Origin of the sequence: Ochrobactrum sp. SFR4 (genome assembly GCF_019730395.1) — a bacterium.
Lineage (GTDB): Bacteria > Pseudomonadota > Alphaproteobacteria > Rhizobiales > Rhizobiaceae > Pseudochrobactrum.
Map to the genome: position 1 here is coordinate 1 of NZ_JAAPBB010000685.1, position 280 is coordinate 280.

The window sequence follows — 280 nt, forward strand, 5'->3', positions numbered from 1 at the left end:
GTTCCACACCATGCATTTCCCGTCATCATTCTATCCGCGTGAAGCTATTCCGGGTCGCCTTGTGATTGAAAAAACCATCGGCGAAACTGTCATCAATGAGCTGAAAACACGCAGCCATGATGTCGAAATCGTTGATGCATGGACAGTCGGTCGTCTGACCGCAGCAGAGCGCGAAGATAACGGATTGCTCCGTGCAGCCGCAACGCCGCGCCTGATGCAAGCCTATGCGATCGGTCGCTAACTCGGGGAATATTCACAGTGATAATGGGTATTGAAATAC

The 280-nt window shown here is 51.4% G+C and carries 1 pseudogene; it reads left to right on the top strand.

The annotated features are described in order from the left end of the window. A pseudogene (locus tag HBA93_RS20800) lies at positions 1–241 on the top strand (gamma-glutamyltransferase); the annotation flags it as partial. Between the last annotated feature and the right edge of the window lie 39 nt (positions 242–280).